Below are 18,538 nucleotides of genomic sequence, written 5' to 3' on the forward strand. Positions count from 1 at the left end.
AATGACAATGCCCGACTCTCCCCCGATCCCGCGCACAGGCGGCACCGATTCCGCTCAGGCCCGGTTCGCGGCATGGCTGGGCGGCGTGCGCGCGCGTGCCGGTTCGCTGCGGACATGGGCCGCGCCGGGCCAGGCCGTGGCCTTGCGGCATCCCGATGGCAGCGAGTCGGTCTGGCAGGGCGGAATGCGGCTGCCGGATGGGGCAGCGGGCAAGGCGCCGAAGTTCGTCGCGGTCGAATTGCCGGAAGAGATGGTGCTGCGGCGCGACCTGCTGCTGCCGCGCATGACGCAGGAAGACAGCGCCGAAGCGGTGCGGCTGGAGGCGCGCAGCAACAGCCCCTTTGCCGCCGAGGACCTGGCGTGGGGCAGCGTGGAGCGCGAGCTGGAAGGCGGCCAGAAGAGCGTTTCACTGGCGCTGGCGTCGCGCCGCCACATCGAGCAATTCATGCAGCAGCGGTGGCCCGAGATGCTCGCCGCCGCCAGGCAGCCGGAAGTGTGGGCGATGTCCGCGCAGGGCGTGCCCGTGGTCATCCTGGGGTACGGCGAAGTCCATCGCCTGCATGACGCTTCGCTGGAGCGCCGCTGGAACTGGGCGCTTGCCGCAGTCGCCGTGGCCCTGGCGACGCTGGTGGCGATCACCCCGACGATCCAGCTGCGGTTGCGGGCCCTGGAGGCGGTGCAGGCCTTCGACACGGTGCTGCGCCGGGTCGCTCCCCTGGTGCGCAAACGCGACGAACTCGCGGCGCTGAACGACAAGGCGCGCGCCCTCGACCAGCTCGCCGCCGAGCGGGTCGATCCGGCCGCGGTGATGGAGTACCTGACCCGCGTGCTGCCCGACGACACCTATCTGTACAGCCTGGACATCCAGAAGAACAAGATCACCGCATCGGGCCATACGGTGGATGCGTCGGCGGTGCTGCAGAAGCTCAGCTCCGACCCGATGCTCAAGAATGTGAAGGCGCCGACCGCAGTGACGCGGCTGCCCGGTGCCGCCAAGGAAGCGTTCGTCATCGAATTCACCATGGAGCCCAAGCCCGTTGCGGCGAACGGCGCGGCGCTGGTGGCAAACGCATTGCCGCCCGCCGCCGGCGCCTCGACGGCGGCTTCGGCGCCGGTCGCTGTCCCGGCGGCGCCGGCGGCATCCGCAGCAGTGGCAGCGCCCGCCGTCGCTGCGGCGCCGGTTGCCGCGCCCAAGGCGCCGTTGCCGGCCAAGCCTGCCAGCGGTTCCTCGCCCTTCGTGATCGGGGGTTCGCGATGAGGTGGAACATTGCCCCGGCCCAGCGCAGCGCGCTCGCGCTGGCCTTCGGCTTCGTGGTCTTCATCGGCGGCCTGGGTGCATATGTGTACTCACGCCATGTGTGGGCGCAGGAGCGCCTGGCCGAACTCGAGCCCCGTTATGCCCGCCTGGTGGGCCTCGGCGAGAGCGGCCCGGCCCTCGACACCGCGCTGGCGCAACGGCGCGCGTTCCTGGCCCGCCATGCTTACCCGCTCGGGCAGGACGTCGCCCGCGCCGGCAGCGACGCGCTGCAAAGGGCGCGTGAAACGATGTCGCGCGCCGGCCTCGACGTGTCGACGACGCAGGTGCTGGCGGCCAAGGAAGTGGACGGCTTCGATCGCATTCCGCTGATGCTGCGGATGGAAGGCGAACTGCCCGCGCTGCAAAGCGCGCTGACGGTGTTGCCCAGCCTGTCGCCGTCGCTGTTCATCGAGAGCTTCACGATCCAGACCATCGGAATGCCCAAGGACGGTCCGCAGCGGCTGTCGTTGCAGGCGAACCTGTTCGTCCTGCGGAGCCGCAAATGAACCGCAGGCTGACCTTCGCGCTGCTGCTCGTTTCCACCGCGCTCGCCGGCCTGCTGATCTGGCTGTGGATCGGGCCGGATGGCAGCCTGCGCGGCATCCACTGGCAGGCGCCCGCCGCGATCCGCCCCGACCTGGGCAGCCTGTCGGCAACCTCGATCGGGCGCGACGACGCCGACGTGGGCCGGTACATGGCGATTCTCGATCGGCCCGTGTTCTCGCCGTCGCGGCGGCCGCCGCCGCCACCGCCGCCGCCCAAGGCGGTGGTTCCGGTGCGGGCCGACCCGCTCGATGGCATCCATCTGTACGGCCTGTTCAGCGGCGGCGGCAGCGGCGGAGTGATCGCCAGGGTGGAAGGCAAGACCCGCAGGATCAAGGTGTCCGAGGCCGTCGGCGACTGGAGCCTGAAGGAAATCAGGCCGCGCGACGTCGTGTTTGCCAAGGGAGCCGAGACCCGGGTCGTGCCCCTGATGCAGGCCAGCCAGGGCGCGGCAGGCGCTGCGCCCCGGCCGGCCTTTTCTGCGCCTGTGTGGCCCAGCGCTGCTCCGGCGCCGGCTCCGGCGGCCCCATCTGCTGCGCCGGCGCCCAAGGCACCGGCCGGCGCCGCGCCCAAGCCGGGCGCCTCCGCGCCTGCGAATCCCTTCGTCATCGGCGGTTCAAGATGAACTCTCAGGCGCCACGGGCATCCTATCTGCACAAAACAATGAACAAATCACGCTTTGCACTCTCCCTCGTCGCGCTGGCCGCTTGCAGCCTCGCGGCCGCCCAAGGCGAAGCAACCGTCGTGCCCGGGAGCAGCTTGAACACGGTCAGCCCCGTGCCCACCGTCGACAAGCCGAATCCGCAGCCGATCAACGGGGTGCGGATCATCCGCGGAACCGACCGCGTCGTCGCTCCGGCGCCGGCGGCCGTGCCCCTGACGGGAACGCCGAACACCTTCCGCTTCGAAGACGCACCGCTGCTGGACGTGGTGCACATCATCCTGCGCGACATCCTGAAGGTGGACTACATGATCCACCCGCCGGTGACGGGCACCGTGACGCTGGCAACCAAGGGCGACATCAGCCCCGACGACGCGGCTTACCTGCTGGAGAGCGCATTGCTCGCCAATGGGCTGGTGATGGCGCAGGACAGCCGCGGCACGTACCACGTGGGCCGCCCGGAAGCGCTGCGCGGCTTCGTGTCCGCGCCGCGCCAGGCGGGAAACGGGCCGCTGCAGCCCGGCTTCGGTGCCGTCATCGTGCCGCTGAAGTACATCGGTGCCGCCGAAATGGCCACCATCCTGCGGCCGATGCTGCCGCCCGAATCGCTGCTGCGCGTCGATACCGTGCGCAACCTGCTGGTGCTGGCCGGAACGCGAACGCAGGCCGAGGGCTGGCTGAGCATCGTGTCGACGTTCGACGTCGACCTGCTCAAGGGGATGTCGGTCGGACTGTTTCCCTTGAAATACGCATCGGTTCAGGAGGTCGAAGCTGCGATGCGCATGCTGTCCTCCGGCGGCCGGCCCGCCGCGACGGGCGCGCCGACCCCGCCGGGCAGCCCCGCCGACGCCGCTGCGGCCCTGGCGGAGAACCCGTTCTTCGGTGCGCTGCGGATCATGCCGATCGAACGCTTGAACAGCATCCTGGTCGTCACGCCCAAGGCTGCCTACCTGGAAGATGCCAGGCGCTGGATCGAACGGCTCGACCGCCCGGGCCTGAACCTCTCCGAGCAGGTGCTGCACGTGTATCCGGTCCAGAACGGGTCGGCGCGCCATCTGGCGGAAGTCCTCAACGGCATCTTCGGCTCGGGCGAGGTCAGGTCGCCCACGGCAACGGGCGTCGCTCCCGGACTGAATTCGGCCAGCGCGTCGACCTTCGGCAGCGGCGGCGGCGGCATGGGGATTCCGTCGGGCGCCGGCGGCATCAGCGCCGTGCTGCAGGCCGGGCAGGCCGCGGGCGCCCAGGCGCCTGCTCCCAGCGCCACGCCCTTGCGGCTGGGAAGCATCCGGGTCGTGGCCGACGAGGTCAACAACTCGGTCCTGGTCTATGGCACCGCGCTCGAATTCGCGAAGATCGAATCGGCCCTGCGGCGCCTGGACCTGCCCCCGACGCAGGTGCTGATCGAGGCGAGCATCGTCGAGGTCACCCTGACCGACGACCTCCAGTACGGCCTGCAATGGACCTTCAACGACGCGCAATCCAACGGCAAGGTGGGCACCAGCGTGCTGAGCAGCCTGGCCGGCGGAGTGCTCGGCGGACCGCTGGCAGGCTTCTCCTATACGCTGCGCAATTCGGCGGGCAACGTGCGCGCCGTGCTGAACGCACTGGCGGACAAATCGCTGGTCAAGGTGATCTCCAGCCCGTCGCTGATGGTGATGGACAACCACACGGCGCAGATCGTGGTGGGCAACCAGCAACCCGTGCAGTCGGGCCAGACCATCACGACCGGCGGCGTGATCTCCAACAGCATCGTCTACAAGGACACGGGCGTCGCCCTGGCCGTCACGCCCTCGGTGAACTCCGGGAACATGGTCACGATGACGATCAACCAGGCGGTGACGGACGTGGGCCAGATCGACACCGCCACCGGCCAGCGCGCCTTCCTGCAGCGGCAGATCAACAGCAAGGTGGCGGTGCGCTCGGGCGAAACCCTGGTCCTGGGCGGGCTGATCCGCGACAACTCGACCACCGGTTCCTCGGGCATCCCCTTGCTCCACGAGATTCCGATCCTGGGGGGATTGTTCGGAACGAAGAATTCGAACGGCCAGCGCACCGAGCTGCTGGTCATCATCACGCCCAAGGTCGTGCGCTCGGACGACGACGCGCGCGACGTCAGCGCCGAAATGCGCGATCGCATGAAGAGTTTCACCGGTTACAAGCCCTTCGGCGCGCTCGCTCCCGCGGGCGCTGCGCCGGCCATTCCGTTGCCCGCCGATCCCAATGCCGGCGGGCCCAATTCCATCCCCTGACTTTTTAAGCGGAGTTTCCATGCCATTTGTAATTTCCCCTGTCGTTGCCCGCTACGCAGCCGCCCTGGTGGCTGCCGTCGCCCTGGCCGGATGCGCCACCAAGCCCAGCGGTCCCGAACAGGTCGTCCGGGAACGTGCCACGCAGCAGTGGCAGGCGAGAATCGCCGGCGACCTGGACAAGAGCTACGGCTTCACCACGCCTTCGTACCGAGGCGGCACCTCGCTGGAGACGTTCAAGAAGGGCTTCGGCAGCGCTGTCGTGGTCAAGTCGGCCGAGGTCGCCACGGTGGTGTGCGAAACCACGGACAAATGCGTCGTGAACGCCAAGGTGGTGGCGCAGCCCAACCTCTTGCTGGGACGCCGTGCTGTTCCCCCCTTCACCACGTACATCGACGAAACCTGGCTGCGGGAAGACGGCCAGTGGTGGCTTTTCCCCACACCCTGAAAAATACCATTGGCTATGAGGGCGTCGGGCCCATACAATCGCGGCCGATGTGTTGGATTTAGTCAACACGTCAGACTTGGCAAGAAAAGGAAAGTGGTTTCGCCTGTAGGCCTATGCTACGATTTCCCGGCGTAATCAATTTCACAAGTAGTTGCGCTAACCAACTTATCTATGGAGTGTCTAATGAGGAAGAATCTGATTGCAATGAGCGTGGCCACGCTGGTTGCCGGTCTCGGCTTGGCCGGCGGCGCATCTGCTGCCGTGTTCGCTGACAACGGTGTCGCCACGACCACCCCCACCAATGCCACCGCTGAAACGGTGCAGAACGGTGGTATCGGTCATCAGCTCATCATCCCGTATTACAACGTTCAGGGCGGCAATGCCACCCTGTTCAACATCGTCAATACCGACCTGGTGAACGGCAAGGCCGTCAAGATCCGCTTCCGCGGCGCTTCCAACTCGGACGACGTGTTTGACTTCCAGCTGTACCTGTCGCCTGGCGACATGTGGGCCACCACGCTGACCAAGGCCGCTGACGGCACGGCCACGCTGGCCACGGTCGACAAGAGCTGCACGATCCCGAACACGATCAACGGCACCCCGTTCGTGACGGCTCGCCTGCCCAGCTTCCTGACGGCCGCCCAGAAGGCGCAGCAGACCCGCGAAGGCTACATCGAGATCTTCAACATGGCGGACATCCCGCCGACGACCCCGAATGCTGACGGCAGCTCCTCGGCAACGGCGAACCCGCTGTACACGGCCATCAAGCACGTCAACGGCACGCCGCCTGGCTGCAGCTCCGCTGCAATCAACGCGCTGGCAACCGATCCGGCCACCCTGGCTGCAGCGTATGCCGATGGCTTCCGCTCGCCGTCGACCGGCCTGTTCGCCAACTTCACCATCATCAACGTGCCGAAGTCCGGCGCCGAGACCGGTGAAGCTGTGTCGATCGCTGCCACCGTCGGTGTGAACGGCGCTAACGGCCGCGGCAACATCGTGTTCTTCCCGCAGGTTGCTGGCGGTGCTACCACCCCGGACAGCTTCACGGCTGACCCGGCCCTGCGCACTGTCGCAGGCGGCGCCACCGGCGTGCAGAACGGTTCTGGCGGCGCATACGCCGGCGGCACGGTTCCGATCATCGCTGCTTCCCAGTTCGACCTGCCTGACCTGTCGACCCCGTACCTGCTGCTGGCCGCTTACCCGCCCGTCGCTGCCGATCCGATCAACCAAGCTGAAGCTCTGACGCGTTCGCTGGCTGTGATGAACGTGATCAACGAGTTCATCACGGACCCGGTGATTGCCGCCAACACGGACTGGGTGTTCTCGCTGCCGACGCGTCGTTACAGCGTTGCACTGGACTACCGTCCGGCGACCGCCGCTGGTGTGACCAACGCCCAGCGCGCCTTCACGAAGTTCATCAATCGCGACTACTTCGATTCGACGAACTCGCCGGTTGCACTGAGCTCCACCACGGGCATGCCCCAGATCTGCGTCACCACGCAATCGACGGTGTTCTACGATCGTGAAGAAGGTACCTTCGTCGGTAGCAGCTTCGTGATCTCCCCGAACCCGCCGGCACCGCAGTTCGCCCTGTGCGGCGAAACCAACGTGCTGACCTTCAACTCCCCGTTCGGCGCGTCCGTCCTGGGTGCTGAAATCTCGTCGGCCAACACGACCGTTCCGAACAACGTCACCGTTGGTTGGGCTCAGGTCAACACGCCTGGTCTGACGACCGGTGCGGCTCCGAACGTTGGCGGCAACGGCCTGCCCATCCTGGGCAAGGCTTATGTCACCGCGCGCAACAACGCCGTGCAAGCTGGTTTCACGACCAACTTCGGCGGCAGCTGGGAACACCGTTACCAGCGTCCGCTGGTGCCTTGATCTGATTGGTTAGCGTAGTTTGAAAAGGCGGGGTTTACCCCGCCTTTTCTCTTTTTCCAAAGCGTATTGATGGCCCTAGAGATGAAATTCACTTCCGTCGCGTCCAGCCTGATGCTGGCCGCACTTGCTTCCTTTGCCTCCGCCCAGGTCCTGGCTGCGGACGCTGTCCTCGCCGAAACGAAGGACGCCAAGATCACGACCATGGACATCAAGGGCGATGCCCTTCGGTTCCCTGTCGAAGTTCAAAAAGCCAACCTGTCCAAGCCCGAGAACGTCCTGCAGATCGCCAACAACCTGGTGATCCGGCGTCAACTGGCCCTGAATGCAGAAGCAGCAGGCATTGCCAAGGACCCCGCCGTGATGGCCGCGCTGCACATTGCCCGCGACAAGGTTCTGTCCGATGCCCTGATTGCCAAGATCGATGCCGCCGCCAAGCCCAAGCCTGAAACGGTGGAACGCCTGGCACTGGCCAATTACAAGGCCAACCCGGAGCGCTTCCGCGCGCCGGCGGAGACCACGGCCCGCCACATCCTGATCAAGATGGAAACGCCCGATGCCAAGGCCAAGGCCGAAGCGATCCTGGCGCAACTCAAGGCCGGTGCGGACTTCGCGTCCCTGGCACGCGAGAAATCCGAAGACCCCGGCAGTGCCGTCAACGGCGGTTCGGTCGGTTCCTTCCCCAAGAACACCATGGTGGCTCCGTTCGAAAAGGCACTGGACAAGCTGGAAAAGCCCGGTGACATGAGCGGCGTGGTGGAAACCCAGTTCGGCTATCACATCATCAAGCTCGAAGGCCGCCGCCCCGCCGGCATCCGGCCCTACGACGAGGTGAAGGCCGCGTTGCAGCGAGAGGTCGAAACCAAGATCCTGAGCGACGCCCGGGTGGCCGAAGTCCAGAAGGTGCAGGATCTGGTCAAGGTCGACAAGGACGCGATCAGCGCCTTCGCGGCTTCGAACAGCAAGTAGCCGCCAGCATGGCACGGGCGCTGCAGCGACGCAGCGCGCCGTGCTGCCAGGAATCCCAATGACACCCCTTGCCGAAGAAGCGCGGGCCGCGTGGCGCGCCCGCTCGCTGGTCTGGGTGATGACGCGACGCGAAATCGTCGCCCGCAACGCCGGTTCGGCGGGCGGGTGGCTGTGGTCTTACGCGCAGCCGCTGTTGATGGTGGCTGCGTATTACCTGGTGTTCGATGTCGTCTTCGCCATGCGCCTGGGCGACAACGCGCCGACGAAGAAGGTCGGTGCGTTTCTCGTCGTCGGCGCCTTGCCGTGGATGGCCTTCTGCGACACCGTCAGCCGCGCGATGAACAGCTTGGTCGACGCCGGCAGCATGCTGCAGAAGAGCCCGCTGCCCGCCGTCCTGTTTCCCGTGCGCAGCGCACTGGCCAGCACGGTCATCTACGCGCCGATCATCCTCGGCCTGGCGCTCGCCTACGCGCCGATGCACCGGTTCAGCCTGGCCTTCGTGGCCATCGTGCCGCTGGTGGGAATGCAGCTGCTGCTGTCGCTGGTGCTGGGTTACCTGCTCGCGCTGTTTGCCGCGGCCATGCGCGACACCATCCAGGTCGTCGCCTTCCTCTTCTCGGTGGGCATCTTCCTGTCGCCGGTGCTTTTTCCGGCGACGATGTTCCCGCAGCCTTGGCGCTGGGTGCTCTGGTTCAACCCGATGTCGGCTCCGGTGATGGGCTACCAATCGATCCTGCTGCAGGGCGCATGGCCCGACTGGACGGTGTGGGTCGTGACCGCAGGCTGGATCCTGATGTTGACTGCCGCGCTTGCGGTGGTGGTCAGCCGCAGCCGCGACCAGCTGGCGGACTGGCTGTGAACGGCGTCACGCACCAGGCCGGGCTCGTGCTGCGGGCCGAGGGCCTCGGCAAGGAATACAGGCTCTACGACTCGCCGCGGCAGCGCCTGGCATCCCTGCTCACGGGCAAGGCCTCGCATCGCAGCCAGTGGGCCCTGCGCGACGTCTCGTTCGAGTTGCGCAGGGGGCAGTGCCTCGGCGTGATCGGCGACAACGGCGCCGGCAAGAGCACGTTGCTCAAGCTGATTGCCGGGACGCTCAAGCCGACCGCCGGCTCGCTCACCCAGGCCGGACGCGTGACCGCGATCCTGGAACTGGGCGCCGGTTTCCACCCGGAGTTCAGCGGCCGCGACAACCTGTTCTTCGGCGGCAGCCTGATCGGCATCGGGCAGGCACAGATGAAGCAACTGCAGGACTCGATCATCGAGTTCTCGGAGCTGGGGGAGGCCATCGACCGCCCGGTCAAGACCTACTCCTCCGGCATGGTGGTGCGCCTCGCGTTCGCCCTGGTGACGGCGGTGGAGCCCGACGTCCTGATCGTGGACGAGGCGCTGGCGGTCGGCGACCAGCACTTCCAGAAGAAGTGCGTCGAGCGCATCGAGGCGTTCCGCGAAAACGGCTGCACCATCCTGTTCTGCTCGCACAGCCTCTACCACGTGCGGCAGCTTTGCGACGCCGCCCTGTGGCTCGACGGCGGCAAGCAGCGTGCCTGGGGCCCGACCGAGCGCGTCCTGGCCGGTTATGAATCGCACGTGCGGGAACAGAACCAGATCGGGAACGTGAAGCCGGCCGGGACGCTGGAAACGGCAGGCGACGGTGCAGACGCGCAGCAACGTCCCGCTGCGCTGGCGTCCGAACGCCGCGGCGCCATCCTGTCGGTCAACGTGGCGGGGCTGGGCGCCGGCCAGCCGCCACTGCTCGCAGGGCCCGACCTGAAGGTGGAGATCGTCGCCCAGCTGGCCGAGGGCGAACAGCCGCACATGGGCGTGATGCTCGAACAATCGCATGGCGTCGGGATCACCGTGGCCGCCACCCATGCCGACCGTACGGCGCCGATCCGCGGCGCCGACGGCCTCTGGCGGGCCACCGTCACCTTCCCCGACCTGCCGCTGCACTCCGGCGAATTCGTGCTCAGCGCCTACCTCGCGGATTCGAAGGGCCTGGTGATCTACGACGAGTGGCACCACTGCACCTTCTTCGCATGGGAAGTTCCCAGCCTGGTGCCCGGGCTGCTGCAGCTGCCGCACCGCTGGGACTGAGGCCGGTTGCGTGAGTGCAGCACTAGGCCGCCTGCGCACCGAAGCGCGCGATCTCGCCGAGCTGGTGCTGCTTCCGGGCATTGCATCCCTGCTGCCGTGGTCGATCGGATTCAGGCTGTTGCGGCGGCTCGCCGAGGTCGCGCGGCCGTATTCCGACGCCGGACGAAGCGCACTGGCGCAGGCCCACAGCCGCGGCTGGGTGGGCGACGCCGCCCACTGGACGCGCGTGCGCCGACTGGTGACGCTCGTCGACCATGCCGACCTGTACCTCGCGCGGACACGCTCCGACCGGTGGATGGCGCGCCATATGGACGTCGAGGGCAGCTGGCTGCCGCCCGGCCAGCCCGGCATCATCTTCACCTTCCACTGGGGCGCCGGCATGTGGGGGCTGCGCCATGCCCGGGCGTCGGGCCTGCGCGCCCATGCGCTGGTCGCTCCGCTGGACGGCGCGCAGTTCGCCGGCCGGCGCGTCCTGCTCGCCTACGCGCGCGCGCGCACCGCGGAGGTCGCGCGGGCCCTCGGGTGCCCCACCCTGGATATCTCGTCCAGCCTGCGCCCGGTGCTGCAGGCGCTGCGTCGCGGCGAACAGGTTGTCGCGGCGGTGGACGTCCCCGCTGACCTGGTCAGCGCCAGCCAGGAGGTCGAGCTGCTCGGGATGACCGCTCGGGTGCCGCGCGGGCTGTTGCGGCTGGCGGTGGACCAGCGGGTGCCGGTGACCGTGTACCTGACGGGTCTGAAACCGGCGTCCGGCCGGCGCTTCCTTCGCATCCACCAGCTCGGCGTCCATGACAGCGTGGACACCCTCGCCGCGCAGGTCTTTGGCCACCTGGACCGCGCGATCCGGGAGGATCCGCCATCCTGGCATTTCTGGGGTGAAGCCGAACGGGTGTTCGCCCGCCCCTGAGGCGCCGCGGCCATTGCGGGCCAGATATACTTTTTGGAGAGCGGAAGCAGCCCCTGGTGCCGGTCCATGCGCAATGGACCCCTGCTTCCCGACCCCCGATGTACGACTACCTGTATCCCTATTTCTTCCAGAGCTTCCACGCCATGTACCTGGCGTTGAGCGTGCTGGTGCCGCTGATGGTGCTGGAAGTCCTGGTGCCCGGGCGCCGCCTGCATTGGCCGACGGTGGCATTCAACCTGGCCTACGCACCGGTGTTCATTGCGGTCGCTGCGATGGCGCTGCAGCCCATCGCCTCGCGGCTCGATCCCCACCTGACGCTCAACCTGCTGAACGGGCGGGCGCAACACTGGGGAGCCTGGCAAGTCGGGCTGTTGGCGCTGGTCTATCTCGCCTGTTATGACTTCCTGTACTACTGGCTGCACCGGGCGCAGCACAGGTTCGCATTGCTCTGGCGCTTCCACCAGTTCCATCACGCGGACGTCAATCTGTCTGCCTCGTCGGCGTTCCGCCACCATTGGCTGGAAGATACCTTCCGCTATTTCAGCATCGCCGTGCCGTTGCTGCTCCTGTTCGGCAACATCGGCGGAGTCATTCCCTGGCTGGCTCTGTTCATGGGCGGGTACGGATTGTTTATCCACTGGAATACCAGGCTCGGGCTGGGGCCGCTGGATGGGGTGTTCGTGGGGCCCCGCTACCACCGCATCCACCATTCGCTCGCCCCCGAACATCGCGACAAGAACTTCGCGATCTTCTTCCCGGTGATCGACCGATGGTTCGGCACCCAGGTGCTTCCGGAACCGGGCCAGGTGCCGGTCACCGGGGTGGTCGGCCTGCAGTCCCCCAACCACCTGAAGCACCTGCTTCCGCTGCCGCCGCGAAACGCCGGCTGAATCCTGCTCCCCGGGCACGCGGAAGCCGAACTTACTGCGCCATCTGATGCGAGTAAGGCTCCGGCCAGTCGTACCGGTGAGTGGCCATCGTGCTCAGAGTCACCGCGAAGAATGTGCCCGCCGCCAGCAGCAGCGATGCCAGCAGGATGCGCCAATGCAGCGCAAAGTCGCGCCGCAGCTGCTGCGCGTCGAAGTGGAAGGCGATGACGCAGTACGCGAGCATGTGCAGGGGCAGGAAGAAGCGCGTCTCGATCCCGCCCGGAACGATGGCCAGCACCGGCAACACCACCAGCGCCAGTGAAATGGGCCATGAAGCCGGAACCGCCCGCCAGCCGCTGTCGCCCGGCTGAACCGTGCGTGCGCGGACCGACACAGCCACCCACGCAGCCAACGCAAGGACCAGGAAGTTGAACAGCGCAGTGCGGTTGCGCAATGGCGACGGCTTGTGCGTGTAGACCAGGCCGTCGCGGACGTCCAGGCCATTGATCACATGGCGACTGTACAGCGCCAGGAAATCGAGCGGGTGCAGCACCACGACCTTGAGGTAATACCGCAGCGAGAACAGGTCGCCGCCGTCCATGGTGTCCCTGAACAATTTCGCCCCGGCCGGGTCGAAGTAATAGGCGTGCGAACTCAGCGCGTCGGCATACAGCGTGGTTTCATACCGCTGCAGCGTCATGCCCCTGACCAGCTGGGTGGCGAACAGGCTCTTGTTGTCGATGTCGCTCTGCACAGCCAGGCTGTTGACACCGTGGGTGTACTTGTTGATGGCCGCTTGCGGCAGCGAGACGAGCAAGACGCCTGCTGCGAAAGCGGCCAGTCCGACCCAGCGGGGAAAAGGCGCCTTGGCCCAGGCGCCGCGGATCGTCAATACGGTCAGCAGGCCGAGCGGGACTCCCCCGAACAGATAGATCGTCCGGGTGTTGTAGGCCGCCCCCATCAGGATGCCGGCTGCAAACAGCATGCCGATGAACCGCTTGCGCGATCCGGTGGCCGCCAGGCCGCGCAAGGCGCACATCAGTGCCGTGAAAGCCAGCAGCACCGCGGGCAGGTCGCTCAGCGGATAAAGCAGCATGCCGGGAAACAGGATCGCCAGCAGCACGACCGGCACCAGCCGGCGCAGCACGGAGAGCCTGCCGCCGAAGGCCTGCCTGAACGCAGCCGGCAGCAGTGTCGTCAACAGCACTCCGTAGGTCAACGACATCCCGGCGCGGTAAGTCAGCAACGGGTAGCCGGTGACGGTGGTGAGATAGTGGAGCGGAGTCAGCAGCGCCGGAAAGAAATAGCCCCGGATGCTGCGCTCCGTGCGGAGATTTTCGAACGTGGCCAATGCCCAGTAATGGTCGGAGTCGTAATGGAACCTGGTGAAGTTGTAGTCGTAGTGCAGCGCCAGCAGAAACAGGGTGGCGATCACGCAGGCGAGCGTCGCCTGGTGCCTGTCGATGAATTCAGCCAGTCGGACGGACGAGAGCGGACGGTGCACGAGCATGCTCAGGCCCGCAGCCAGCTCTTGACGCGGGTCTGCAACCGCAGCGGCAATGCGCGCGCAACCAGGCGCAACGGGGGCGCGGCGCGCAGGTGCACCAGCGCCGCCAGCGTCCAGCGCCGCAGGCGCCGGTGTTGCCGGTCCGTGCCATGGCCTTCGCCGGTCGACAGGGCCGTCAGCAATTCGGGCGCGATCGCAGCGGCGACGTCCATCGGCCGCACGTTGCGCAGGTAGTCGTCGTACGTCCAGGCGCCGATCAGGGCGTCGGCCTTGCTCTCGACCACTTCCCATTGGGGTTGCGGGGAAACACCTTCGACGAAATTCTTCAGGCGCACGTCCTCGAAGAACGCCAGCCAGTCGGCGGCGGCGGTATCCCACGGCTTCACCCAGGTCCAGCGCCGGCCGCTCAAGCGCTCGGGAAAGGAGCCGATGTCGGGCGCCACGATCGGGCAGCCGGCCACCAGCGCCGAACTGAGCGTGTAGCTGTAGGTCTCGGGCCAGAGCGCCGGAAACCAGATCAGGTCCGGCTTGATCCACGCCAGCAGGCCCGGCAGGTCGCTTTCCAGGTACGGCCCGTGCACGGTCAACGCGGCCCGGGGTTGCTTGAGCAGGTCGCGGTAGGCGTGGCCGATCAGGTGGAACTCGAGCGGCGCCCGGGCGCGGGCCGCCAGGCTCGCAACGTCCTCGAGCACGTCGGCGCCCTTGATGCGGCTCAGGCCGCCGAGCACGACCACCTTCAGGCGGGCATCGGCGGGCAGCGGCAGCACTTCGGGGGCCGGCACGCCCGCCAGGCGATCCATGTCGGTGTGCGGCGCCAGCCGCACGTCTGCCGCGGGGAACATCCGCACGAAGCGGCGCGCCGTGTCCCGGCTCGGAGCCAGCACGTGGCGTGCAGCGGACAGCAGCTGGGCATGCCGCGCGCGCCACTGCGCGACGTCCAGCCCGCCCGGCGCGGGGGCCTTCGGCACGCAGTGCGCGCATTCGCCCAGGCCGGTCTCGCCGCAGTAACGGTCGGTCTCGTCGGTCAGCGAGATCTGCGTGCACATGCTGTAGAAATCGTGGGCGGTGAAATCCCAGCGCACGCCCAGCTGCGTTCCCAGTTGCAGGATCTCGTCGCGATGACCGAGCAGATGGTGGTAATGCACGTGCGCGATGCCCAGTCCGCGCAGCACCTCCAGCAGCGTTTCCCATTGACACGGCAGCGCGAAATCCAGCCGGAAGCCGGCGCCGGGCTCGAGCAGTTCCAGCCGCACCGCGCTGCCCGGCGTCGGCCGCAGCGAGAAGAACACGGCCCGCCCGTCCAGGTGCTGCGCCAGCTCGCCGGCATGGCGCACGGTGCCGCCGCTGCGGTCGTGCAGCACGGCGACCACGCCGGGCAGCCCGCGCGCCCGCACCCGGGCAACGTCGACCGCCAGCCGCGCTCCGCGGGCCGGATCGGCGGCGACGAAGGCATGCACGATGCCGTCGTAGCTGGGGTGCAGGCGGCGCAGCTTCTCCACCGCCTCCCGTTCGCGGGCGCTCTTGCTGTCGCCGAAACTGACGCCGCCGGTGTGCAGCACGAAGGTGTCGAGGGCATGCAGGTTGCGCCAGCCGGCGTCGGCGGCGCGCCGGCAGAAGTCGTTTTCCTCGCCGTAGCCCTTGCCGAAGTTCTTCACGTCGAACAGGCCGATGGTGTCCAGGCAATCGCGCCGGATGTACATGCAGAACCCGACGCCGGTCGGGACGTCCACCACCTGGCCGGCGTTGGTGGCGGCGAACAGCGCGTCGAGGCTGTCCGTGTCGCAATGCGGCGGCAACTCGTTCGGCTCGCAAAAGCGCGGGTAACTGCAGATGGTGGCGTTGTTGGAGAACGGCGTGACCGAGGCGATGCGGGCGTCGCTGTACGCCGCCCGGCGCAGCCGGTCGAGCCAGTCGTTGGCCACTTCGGTGTCGCTGTTGAGGAGCAGCACGTCGTGCTGGTCGCTGACCGTCATGCCACGATTGACCGTGCCGACAAACCCCAGGTTGTCGGCGTTCTCGAGCAGCAGGATGCGCTTGTCTCGTTGCGCGACTTCCCGCAACCACGCGGTGACCTGGGGTTCGGGGCTGGCGTCGTTCACGATGACCAGCCGCCACGGCGTCGCGCAGTTGGCCGCCAGCACCGATTCGACGCACTGGCGCGTGTCCGCAAGGCCCTTGTAGACAGGCACGATCACATCGACGGTGGCAACCGTCGGCGTCACGGGCTGCCGCGCCTTGGCGACCGGCAGCGGCTCTGGCGGGCGCTTGCCAAGCAGCCGTTCGACCTTCATCTTGGCCCGCACCAGCGGGCGCGTCGCGCGAAACACGGTGGAACTCTCGATCCAGCGCAAGTGGGCAGCCAGGGCTTCATACATCTTTCCCAGGTTGGCCTGGTTGATCTGGAGCGCGAGCTTCTCGCGCGCCAGCAGGTCTTTCTCGTCGCCCAGCCGGGCGTTGTGCTGCTGCAGCAGCGCAAGCCGTTCGGCCAGGTCGCGCTGCTCCCGCGCCAGCGCTTCGGCGTGAGCCTGCTCCTGCAGCAGGCGCTGGCGTGTCTGTTCCGCTTCGCGAACGGCTTCGACCCTGCGCTGCTCGGCGTCTGCGCGCAGCTGCTCGGCTTCGGCGCGCACTGCCCTGGTTTGCGCGTTCGCCTGCTCCCAGGCCTTCGCCTGCGCTTCGATCGACTCGACGCGCACGCGCTCCAGCTTTTGTTCCAGCGGCTGCACCACACCGGCCAGCGCCATGTAGTCGGCCGACATCGGCCAGCCCAGCTCCACTTCGAGGGCGACTTGGGCAGCGCCGGCGCAGGCCTGCAAGGTGCGCAGCGGGACGGGCAGGATGATGTTCGGGTCTTCGCCATGCAGCAGAACCACGGCGGCCGAGGCCGGCCAGGGAGAGCGCAGCAGCATGTCGTGGTGTTCCGCCGCCTCCAGGGCCTGCAGGCCGTCGGTGTCACAGCGCCACTGCCACACCACCTGGCCATTCACCACCAGGCTGATGCGATGCAGTTGCAGGAAGCCGGCCCGGTCCGCCGGGTCCAGCCGCAGGCCGGTGGGCGCATTGGCGCCGGCGGGCAGCGAAAACCGCAGCACCTGCCGGTCCCGCCCGATCACGCCGGCCGCAACCAGCTTGCGGTCTTCGCGGTAGCCGTCGGCGCCGCCGACATAGAGCTGCGCCGAGAACAGGGCGTCGGCAGCGGGACCTGCGGCGTCGACGTCGCTCACCGGGCCGACCCCAGGGCGCGCTGCCAGCACCAGCTGGTAGGTGCCCGCATCCGGCACCGCGAGCAGGTAACGCGCCACGGCCGGCGGCAGGTCATCGAAGGCCAGCTTGAACTCGGACTCGTTCAGGGGCCGCTCGATCGCTTCGATGGCCCCTGCGGACCAGCCCTCGGCCTGCAGGAACTGCAGCAGGGAGCGGCGGGTGAAGAAGCGCAGGTGGGTGCGATCGAGCAAACCCTCGTCGCGGTAGGTGAAGTCGCCGTGCAGCAATTCGGCCACCAGCCCGCAGTAGCCTGCATTCGGCACCGAGATCAGGATCTGGCCGCCCGGCGCGAGCAACTCGCGGCAGCCGTTCAGTGCGGTTGCCGGCTGGCGCAGGTGTTCGAGCACGTCGGCGCAGACGATGAAGTCGTAGTGCTCTCCGCTGAACGCGAGGTGCCAGTCCGGGCGCTCCAGGTCGCCAACCTCGACCCGGCGATAGTGCGGCCGCGCGATGGCCGCTTCCTGCTCGTTGATGGTCAGCCCGTCGACGGTGCATCCGGCATGGGCGCGCAGGTGCTCGCCCAGCGCCCCGCTGCCGGTGCCCAGGTCCAGCACGCGGCTGCCCGCAGCGACCATGCCGGCCAGCACGGACAGGGAGCTTCGCTCGCCCTGCGCGATCGCGCGCAGGTAGACATGCAGGTCCTTGCTGGCGTCCGTCATGCCGCTCAGGCCTCAGCCCGAGCCACGGACCCGCCCTGGGCGTTGTAGTGGGTGTCTACCCACTGGCGGTACGCGCCGCTGGTGACCGACTCCACCCACTGCTGGTGGGCGAGGTACCACTCCACGGTCTGGCGGATGCCCTGCTCGAAGCCGATCGTGGGCTGCCACCCGAGTTCGCCGGCGATCTTGCTGTCGTCGATGGCATAGCGGCGGTCGTGGCCGGGCCGGTCTTTCACGTGCGTCACCAGCTCGCTGTGGCGCCTGCCTCCCGGCATCGGGCGCACCGCGTCCAGCGTGTCGCAGATCGCCCGCACCACGGCCAGGTTGCTGCGCTCCGAGCGGCCGCCGACGTTGTAGGTTTCCCCCGGCCGGCCGCGCTCCAGCACCGCCCGGATGGCGCGGCAATGGTCTTCCACGTGCAGCCAGTCCCGGACCTGGAGGCCGTCGCCGTAGATGGGCAACGGCTTGCCGAGCACGGCGTTGTGGATCACCAGCGGAATCAGCTTTTCCGGAAACTGCCGCGGCCCGTAGTTGTTGGAGCAGTTGGTGGTGAGGGTCGGCAGCCCGTAGGTGTGCCGATAGGCCCGCACGAAGTGGTCGGACGCGGCCTTCGACGCCGAATAGGGGCTGTTCGGCTCGTAACGGTGTTCTTCGGTAAAGCCGGCGTCGTCGGGGCCCAGCGACCCGTAGACCTCATCGGTGGATACATGGAGGAAGCGCAAGGCCGCTGCATCGGCCGGCTGCAGGGCCTTCCAGTACGCCAGCACCGCATCGAGCAGCCTCAGCGTTCCCATGACGTTGGTTTCGGCGAAGGCCAGCGGCCCCGAAATCGAACGATCCACATGGGTCTCGGCGGCAAAATTCAGCACCGCGCGCGGCTTGTGCTGGGCCAGCAGCCGGGCGGTCAAGGCGCTGTCGCCGATGTCGCCCCGATGAAAGCTGTAACGCGCGTCGCCGTCGAGGGCGCTCAGGTTGCCCGGATGGCCGGCATACGTCAGCAGGTCGAGGTTGACCACCGGCTCATCGGTGGATTGCAGCCATTGCAGGATGAAAGCCGACCCGATAAAGCCGCAACCCCCGGTCACTAGAATCATGATTGAGCTGTTTTCCGAAATATTCTTTTGAACCGCTCGGATTGTAAGTGTCCGCAGCGTTGCGCCCCTCGGTCCGCCCGGTAACGCCAGGGGAGGCGAGCCAGC

The 18,538-nt window shown here is 67.5% G+C and carries 14 protein-coding genes; 11 read left to right on the top strand and 3 right to left on the bottom strand.

Annotation, left to right across the window (positions count from 1 at the left end; translation table 11 throughout):
* Positions 1-7: 7 nt before the first annotated feature.
* The 11 genes from ACFPOE_RS23405 (at position 8) to ACFPOE_RS23455 (ending at position 11,933) form a co-directional block, all read left to right on the top strand.
* A complete protein-coding gene (locus ACFPOE_RS23405) occupies positions 8-1,258 on the top strand; it encodes a PilN domain-containing protein (protein ID WP_376852756.1) in 1,251 nt (416 codons plus the stop codon).
* Positions 1,255-1,803, top strand: coding sequence for a type II secretion system protein GspM (gene gspM, locus ACFPOE_RS23410; protein ID WP_376852757.1), 549 nt, complete (start codon positions 1,255-1,257; stop codon positions 1,801-1,803). Before ACFPOE_RS23405 ends, gspM begins: the two co-directional genes overlap by 4 nt.
* Positions 1,800-2,465, top strand: a complete 666-nt coding sequence (locus ACFPOE_RS23415) for a hypothetical protein (RefSeq protein ID WP_376852758.1) — start codon at positions 1,800-1,802, stop codon at positions 2,463-2,465. The genes gspM and ACFPOE_RS23415 overlap by 4 nt, the downstream gene beginning before the upstream one ends.
* A gap of 134 nt (positions 2,466-2,599) precedes the next feature.
* Positions 2,600-4,750 (top strand): type II secretion system secretin GspD, encoded by a 2,151-nt coding sequence (gene gspD / locus ACFPOE_RS23420; RefSeq protein WP_376852759.1) that lies wholly within the window; start codon positions 2,600-2,602, stop codon positions 4,748-4,750.
* Between the two features lie 19 nt (positions 4,751-4,769).
* On the top strand, positions 4,770-5,195 hold the full coding sequence (locus ACFPOE_RS23425; RefSeq protein WP_376852760.1) for a hypothetical protein: 426 nt from the start codon (positions 4,770-4,772) through the stop codon (positions 5,193-5,195).
* Between the two features lie 183 nt (positions 5,196-5,378).
* Positions 5,379-7,076 (top strand): cell surface protein, encoded by a 1,698-nt coding sequence (locus tag ACFPOE_RS23430; protein ID WP_376852761.1) that lies wholly within the window; start codon positions 5,379-5,381, stop codon positions 7,074-7,076.
* Between the two features lie 111 nt (positions 7,077-7,187).
* A complete protein-coding gene (locus tag ACFPOE_RS23435) occupies positions 7,188-8,042 on the top strand; it encodes a peptidylprolyl isomerase (RefSeq protein WP_376852762.1) in 855 nt (284 codons plus the stop codon).
* Between the two features lie 58 nt (positions 8,043-8,100).
* On the top strand, positions 8,101-8,901 hold the full coding sequence (locus tag ACFPOE_RS23440) for an ABC transporter permease (protein WP_376852763.1): 801 nt from the start codon (positions 8,101-8,103) through the stop codon (positions 8,899-8,901).
* Positions 8,898-10,139 (top strand): ABC transporter ATP-binding protein, encoded by a 1,242-nt coding sequence (locus tag ACFPOE_RS23445; protein ID WP_376852764.1) that lies wholly within the window; start codon positions 8,898-8,900, stop codon positions 10,137-10,139. Before ACFPOE_RS23440 ends, ACFPOE_RS23445 begins: the two co-directional genes overlap by 4 nt.
* Before the next feature lie 10 nt (positions 10,140-10,149).
* Entirely contained in the window at positions 10,150-11,043 is an 894-nt protein-coding gene (locus ACFPOE_RS23450; RefSeq protein WP_376852765.1) for a lysophospholipid acyltransferase family protein, read from the top strand.
* Positions 11,044-11,141: 98 nt separating this feature from the next.
* Positions 11,142-11,933: a sterol desaturase family protein gene (locus tag ACFPOE_RS23455; RefSeq protein ID WP_376852766.1), complete on the top strand. Its 792-nt coding sequence runs from the start codon at positions 11,142-11,144 to the stop codon at positions 11,931-11,933.
* A gap of 31 nt (positions 11,934-11,964) precedes the next feature.
* Here ACFPOE_RS23455 and ACFPOE_RS23460 read toward each other — a convergent pair whose 3' ends face one another.
* The 3 genes from ACFPOE_RS23460 to rfbB are packed head-to-tail and all read right to left on the bottom strand — an operon-like array spanning position 11,965 to position 18,433.
* Positions 11,965-13,416, bottom strand: coding sequence for a hypothetical protein (locus tag ACFPOE_RS23460; RefSeq protein WP_376852767.1), 1,452 nt, complete (start codon positions 13,414-13,416; stop codon positions 11,965-11,967).
* An 8-nt stretch (positions 13,417-13,424) separates the two neighbouring features.
* Positions 13,425-17,339, bottom strand: coding sequence for a methyltransferase domain-containing protein (locus ACFPOE_RS23465; protein ID WP_376852768.1), 3,915 nt, complete (start codon positions 17,337-17,339; stop codon positions 13,425-13,427).
* Positions 17,340-17,344: 5 nt separating this feature from the next.
* Positions 17,345-18,433: a dTDP-glucose 4,6-dehydratase gene (gene rfbB, locus ACFPOE_RS23470; protein WP_376852769.1), complete on the bottom strand. Its 1,089-nt coding sequence runs from the start codon at positions 18,431-18,433 to the stop codon at positions 17,345-17,347.
* Positions 18,434-18,538: the final 105 nt, after the last annotated feature.

The organism is Caenimonas terrae (assembly GCF_042655405.1).
In the GTDB taxonomy this organism is placed as follows: domain Bacteria; phylum Pseudomonadota; class Gammaproteobacteria; order Burkholderiales; family Burkholderiaceae_C; genus Ramlibacter; species Ramlibacter terrae_A.